The organism is Flavobacterium sp., from assembly GCF_049590715.1.
Taxonomy (GTDB): domain Bacteria; phylum Bacteroidota; class Bacteroidia; order Flavobacteriales; family Flavobacteriaceae; genus Flavobacterium.
The window spans coordinates 1-6,589 of the sequence record NZ_JBAWDL010000307.1; the positions used below are offsets into that span (position 1 = coordinate 1).

Below are 6,589 nucleotides of genomic sequence, written 5' to 3' on the forward strand. Positions count from 1 at the left end.
CCCTTATATAGAAGAAGAACTTAAAAAGATATAAAAAAAAGGAGTCAAAATTGACTCCTTTTTTATTTATTTTCAACAATTAACAAACACTGTTTTAATTCTGGTTTTTCAATAACAAATTCAAATAACCATTCCTTTAGTTTTTCCAGTTCAAATGGCAACAGCGTCTTAACTGCTTTTTCTAATTCTTTGCTAAACAATAACAAATCAAAACTTACTCTTTCTAATATTGATTTGGTGTAATCAAACATAACTTTAGACATAACTAAGAATTTGAGGTTTAATATGCTTTTAAATTTTAGTAAAAATACGTTGTTCTACAACACTTCCTATTTTAATTAACGTATTTTTATCAAAATATTGTATCCAAAAAACTTGAAGAATTATATATTACCTTTTGTAGCACGAAACATTTCTCTCTTTCCAGGAGGACCCGCTAATTTTTCAACAGAAAAACCAACTTCAATCATGCTTCTTTTAACAACTCCCCTAGCGGCATATGTTACTAAAACACCTTTTTCTTTTAGTGAATCAAACATCTTTTTAAAAATTTCAGTACTCCATAATTCAGGCTGTACACGGTAACCAAAGGCATCAAAATATATTAAATCAAATTTTTCTTTATCATTAATTTCTTGAAATAATTGTTGTCGCTTCGTTAAAATAAAATCAGCATCTAATTCAGTCTCATGCTCCCAAACTGATTCATGAATTTTATCAAAAATCACTGAAAAATGATTTGCTTTTAATTCTTCAATATAATTCATAGCAAGCAATTCCTCTGAAGTAATAGGATATCCTTCAACACCAGTGTAGTTAATTTTTTGATTCAATCTTTTACTTTCTATATAAGTTATAAAAGTATTCAAACCAGTACCAAAACCTATTTCTAAAATAGCAATCTCTTTATTTTCAAACAAAGCCAAACCATTTTTAATAAACACATGTTTCGCTTCTTGAATAGCACCGTGTTTTGAATGATAACTTTCATTCCAATCTTTAATATGAATAGTTGTTGACCCATCAAGGGTTTGTATAATTTCTCTCTCCAAAATTTTTGAATTAATCTGACATTTAAGAGTTCTACTATTAGAAAACAGTCCAAAAATAACCAAAACAAAAACATATAATTGAAAAATAACTAATTTTATTATTTATTCTACATAAATTACCACGGATTTAATATTATTTTTAAAATATAAATAATTAACAATTAATTACCACAATTAATAACATAATAACAGCCTTTTTGGTCTTTTTTATTTAATTTTGCTAAACAATTAAAGTTCCTTACAACTATCAAAAAGCTTTTGACGTGTAAGTGATTCACTTTTAAAAAAATAAAACAAAATATTACCCAACTATGAGTACAACTCAAACTAGCAAAATTGAAATAAACAAAGTGGCTACTTCAAAAATTAATGAAGTAGATTTTGAAAATTTAAGCTTTGGTTCTGTTTTCACAGATCATTTATTAGAGTGTGATTTTAAAAATGGTGAATGGCAGAAACCCGTCATTAAACCATATGCTCCTTTTTTGTTAGACCCATCTGCTCGTGTATTTCATTATGGCCAAGCTATTTTTGAAGGTATGAAAGCCTACAAAGATGAAGATGATTCCATTTGGCTTTTTAGACCTGATGAAAACTTTAATCGTTTTAATTCATCAGCCGTTAGAATGGCAATGCCTGAAGTTCCCGAAGAAATCTTCCTCGATGGATTGAATGAATTGTTAAAACTAGACCATGAATGGATTAAAAAAGGTTTAGGAAACACCCTTTACATTAGACCGTTCTTAATAGCTACAGGTCATGGAGTTGTAGCAAATCCATCAGACGATTATAAATTTATGGTTATTTTATCCCCAGCTAAAGCCTATTATTCTGGAGAAGTAAAAGTACTTATTGCAGAACATTTTAGTAGAGCTGCCAATGGTGGTATTGGAGCGGCAAAAACTGCTGGAAATTATGCGGGTCAATTTTACCCTACTAATTTAGCCAATAAAGAAGGATTCCAACAAGTAATCTGGACTGATGATGCTACGCATACAAAACTAGAAGAAGCTGGAACAATGAATGTATTTTTCAGAATCAACGATACTTTACTTACTGCTCCTGTTAGCGAAAGAATTCTTGACGGCGTGACTAGAAAAAGTCTTATCGATATGGCTAAAAAAGAAGGAATCAATGTTGAAGTTCGACCAGTAATCGTTTCTGAAATCATTGAAGCTGCCAAAAACGGTACCTTAAAAGAAATATTTGGAGCAGGAACTGCAGCTGTAGTAAGTCCTATTTCTGGATTTTCATACAGAAACGAATACCATGAATTACCTAAAATAGAAAATTCAATTGCATTGCAACTAAAAGACAAACTGACAAACATTCAACACAAACTAGCAGAAGACACATTTGGTTGGACAGTTAAAGTTTCGTAACTAAATAACATACAAAACAAAAAAGAGCGATTTTCCAATTAGGAATCGCTCTTTTTTATTATAAAAAATAACCAATAAAAAAACCGTCTAAAATAAATCTAGACGGTTAATTTTCAAACAACTTAATCGCAGTCATAAAGAGATTCACAACATTTAATTATAACTTACAACTAACAATTAAAACATTATACGTTTAATTAAAAATCACTTTTCTAGTTTTAGAACCTCCAGAAGTAGACACTTTTACAAAGTACATCGTTGCACTTGAAAAATTATAATTCAATTGCTCATTCGCTTTAACCGAACCAGATACTAATACCTTACCTAGCACATCAATAACTTGAACAATACCAGAAACACCATTTAAAGTAATTCCTGTTTTTGATATCGAAATATTATTTGGTGACAAAACAGTATCATTTATCCCTAATGTTGTGTTTTTAATTATACTCCAGCTTTTAATCTGTAATTTATTAAAGAATGTTTGAGCACCAGTAGATTTAGCTGCACCAATACCAAAAGTCATTGTTGAAGCAGTAGCAAGATATGTTCCACTTAATGTTTGTTCACCTCCCAATGCACCACTTGTACTTGTTAACTTCTTATTAGTATTGACATACGCTTGCGTTTTATATGCAGGTGGTATAGCACTGCTAGCACCCTCCCATATGGCCGCCGTATAGTCAGCACCTGTATTTGATTGAACACACTCAATAAGAGCTGAAAGATCATAGGATTTCCCAACTTCTAATCCTGTTGCTGTATAGGTAAACCACATCGCAGTTTCTCCAGGGGCATTTTGATTAGAAGGAGATCCTAATATCAATGTAGAACCATTTTGAGCAAAAGACATTGAAGTTCCTATAGCAAAACCTGGATCATAATAACTGTAAAAAGACTCAAAATTTGATTGAAACAAATTAATGTTTCCAACCCAAGCAGTTTTTCCATTAGCGGTACTAGCCGCATAAGTAGTAGTATTAAATACTTGGTTAAGTATTGTTTGCGCACTTAAATGTGATGTTCCAATCATTAAAGTAAACATTGCAAAAAATAAAGTAATTTTTTTCATAATAAATAAGATATAGTTAATATTTGGTTAATAGCATAAAAAAGAAGTTTTAACAGTAAAGACATTCCACTTCTTATTATTTGCTTAAAACAAACTTAACCTAAACAATATCTAATTAATTATAATATGACTAGACAAAAACTCAACCAATTGCTTTATTTGCAAAATAACCTGCATAAAAATACACATAATTCATTTTAAAACTAGACAACTACTAGATTAATAATTTCTGAACCTCCAATTTTAATGGTTTTTCAAACTGATAAAATCTTTTTCAACAAAATCTTCCACTGGAACAAAAGCAAACTAGTATTTGGCTCTTAAAAATGAATCATACTAAATAAATTCACAAAAAAAAGCTAGAGTGATAAACTCTAGCCTTGCTTTATTTGAATTATTAATTACTTATTTTTCGTTCAGAATCTTAGAAAAATCTGGTTTAAAATAGTTTGGACCTTTCAAAACCTTACCATCTTCTCTGTAAATAGGATTGCCATCTTGATCTAATTTACTCATATTAGAGCGTTGAATTTCGTCAAAAACAGCTTCAATTTTATCTTGCAAACCATGCTCAATGATCGTACCACATAAAATATACATCATATCACCTAAAGCATCAGCTATTTCTACCAAATCATTATTTTGAACCGCTTCAAGATATTCCTCATTCTCCTCTTTCATTAAATTGTAACGGAGTATTTTTTTTTCTTGGACTAAATTAGCAATTGGTGTTTCGCTATGTCCTATTTTGAAGGCAGTATGGAATTCTTTGACTGAATCTAATTGTTTACGCATGAGTACTTACTTTTTTTAAAAACTATAAATGAAAAGGCAAATTAGCAACTATTCTTATACAATTATGTACTTTTGCATAAAAAATTAAAAAACTATGTTTAGTTCTGGACAATTGGTATTTGCAGCTTGTTTTTTTGTTGCCTTTGTAATCGCAGCCATTTATTCCTATCGAAAGGATTTGGCACTACATAAAATACATTACAAAGGAAATTACAAAATACTAATTGGATTTCTTATTTTTATTGGATTATTATTTATCATCAAAATATTCTTTAAAAGATAATAAGTAAACCGATTTTATTAATAGTTAAAATCTAATTCTCTAAAGGTAAAAAACTAAAGTATTTAGAATAGAACAACATCTGCTCTACAAAAGTTTTAGGTTGCTTTACTTCAATAGCTATAATTTTACCTTTAGCATCTAATTCTGGAGACAAAATAGGATTTACAAAACCACTATAAGGAGCTGATGTAAATAACTTATTACGTTCTAAAACTTCAGTGTGTAATTTTTGATCCACTTTTACTCCGTAATTCTCGACTAAGTTTTTCCCTGCTTCATAATCTCCTTCAGACTTTATACGCTGTACCTCTTTTAACAACTGACCAAACAACTCGTGTAACTTTTCATAATTAGTAATGTTGATATAGATTTTACCATTTCGATTTAATTTTTCAATCACCTTATCTTCCAACCCTTTTTCATACACCCAAGCACTTACCCATTGACGGTTTCTCATATGTGCTTCTTCAATATTTGCACCTAATTCGATACGGATTAACTGAGTCAACAAACCATTTCGAATATAACTATCATACGATTCCATTCCTACTTTCCTCCAATCATCAACCAAGCCTAACTCTTGAATTTTAGGATTGTATAAATAATACAAAGCCACCAAATCAGCTCTTCCTTCCTCAAGAGTTGAAGCATAACTTTTTAATGTTTCTTTTGGAGTCCCTACACCTGGGTTTATTTGTCCCGAAGCATGACCTACAACCTCATGCAAAGCGGTATGCAATTTATCTCCAATTTCGCCATATTTTTTAGCCAGTTCTATCTCTTCGGGATCATTTGCAAAAGCTTCTAAACGACCTTTACCAGCAGCTTTAGAATAAGATTCCACAATATTCCCTAATGAAACCGACTTAGAACCATGAGTTGCTCTAATCCAATCAGCATTAGGCAAGTTTACACCAATAGGAGTACTTGGCGAAGCATCTCCTGCTTCTCCTGCTACAATAATGGTTTTATAAGAAACTCCGACAACATTTTTCTTTTTGTGCGCTGTCATTAATGGAGAATGATCTTCAAACCATTGAGCGTTTTTTGAAACCAACTCCATCTTCTTAGACATATCAAAATCCTTTATCTGAACAATACATTCATAAGAACCTCGATAACCAAGCGGATCATTATATACCTCTACAAAACCATTGATGTAATCAATATTTCCTTGGGTAGCTTGAAGCCAAGCTATATTATAATCATCCCAAGTTTTTAAACTACCTGTTTTATAATATTTAATTAGCAACCCAAGAGCATCTGCTTGGGGTTTATTCTCAGCAACGGTTTTTGCTTTTTCTAACCAGAATATAATTTTATCAATCGCTGCTCCATACATTCCGTTACTTTTCCAAACCTTCTCTTCTAATTGTCCCTTTTTGTTTCGAATGAGTTTTGAATTCAAACCAAATGAATAAGGTTTAGCTGGATCTGGACTTTGCTTTTTAGCATAAAAACCCTCTACTTCTTTATGTGAAATTCCTTTGTCATAAAAATTAATAGCTGAACCTTCAAGTAATCCTTTGGATTCATCCAAATTTACTTTCTTACCATCTTTATCGTTAAATAAAACCGCAACAATAGAAGATTCTAACGTAGTTTTTGTCATTTTCAACAATCCTTCAAAATACTGTTGCGAAAAATCAGGCTTGATCTTATCATTAGAGTAATGGTGATGAATTCCATTTGAGAACCAAATTCGTTTTAAATAAATTTCGAAATTCACCCAATCCGAAGAGGCTTTATCACCTTTATAATTTAGATAAACATTTTCTAAAGCTTTCCTGATTTTTAAATTGTATTTATAATTTTGATCCCAAATAATATCCCTACCTGAAATTCCAGCTTGAGTAATATAATAAACGAGTTTTTGTTCTTTTAATGTTAGCTTATCCCATTCTGGAATTTGATAACGCAACACTTTTATATCTGAAAATTGTTCCACTTGGTATTCAAAAGAATTGTTATCATTCACTTTCTGAGCATAACACACAACTGAAAC

General features: G+C 30.7%; 6 protein-coding genes. 1 reads left to right on the top strand and 5 read right to left on the bottom strand.

Annotation, left to right across the window (positions count from 1 at the left end; translation table 11 throughout):
* Positions 1 to 62: 62 nt before the first annotated feature.
* Entirely contained in the window at positions 63 to 263 is a 201-nt protein-coding gene (locus WBQ70_RS13380; protein WP_423915077.1) for a hypothetical protein, read from the bottom strand.
* 120 nt (positions 264 to 383) lie between these two features.
* Complete coding sequence (gene mnmD / locus WBQ70_RS13385) at positions 384 to 1,052, bottom strand: tRNA (5-methylaminomethyl-2-thiouridine)(34)-methyltransferase MnmD (RefSeq protein ID WP_423915078.1); 669 nt, start codon at positions 1,050 to 1,052, stop codon at positions 384 to 386.
* 311 nt (positions 1,053 to 1,363) lie between these two features.
* Here mnmD and WBQ70_RS13390 point away from each other — a divergent pair, with 311 nt between their 5' ends.
* The gene (locus WBQ70_RS13390; RefSeq protein ID WP_423915080.1) at positions 1,364 to 2,434 is read left to right on the top strand and encodes a branched-chain amino acid aminotransferase; all 1,071 of its coding nucleotides are present in this window, start codon (positions 1,364 to 1,366) and stop codon (positions 2,432 to 2,434) included.
* A 193-nt stretch (positions 2,435 to 2,627) separates the two neighbouring features.
* Here WBQ70_RS13390 and WBQ70_RS13395 read toward each other — a convergent pair whose 3' ends face one another.
* The 3 genes from WBQ70_RS13395 to WBQ70_RS13405 form a co-directional block, all read right to left on the bottom strand.
* Positions 2,628 to 3,506 carry a T9SS type A sorting domain-containing protein gene (locus WBQ70_RS13395; protein ID WP_423915081.1) on the bottom strand — a complete coding sequence of 293 codons (879 nt, stop codon included), beginning with the start codon at positions 3,504 to 3,506 and terminating at the stop codon, positions 2,628 to 2,630.
* Positions 3,507 to 3,911: 405 nt separating this feature from the next.
* Positions 3,912 to 4,301 (bottom strand): hypothetical protein, encoded by a 390-nt coding sequence (locus WBQ70_RS13400; RefSeq protein ID WP_423915083.1) that lies wholly within the window; start codon positions 4,299 to 4,301, stop codon positions 3,912 to 3,914.
* Between the two features lie 314 nt (positions 4,302 to 4,615).
* Positions 4,616 to 6,580 carry a dipeptidyl-peptidase 3 family protein gene (locus WBQ70_RS13405; protein WP_423915085.1) on the bottom strand — a complete coding sequence of 655 codons (1,965 nt, stop codon included), beginning with the start codon at positions 6,578 to 6,580 and terminating at the stop codon, positions 4,616 to 4,618.
* Between the last annotated feature and the right edge of the window lie 9 nt (positions 6,581 to 6,589).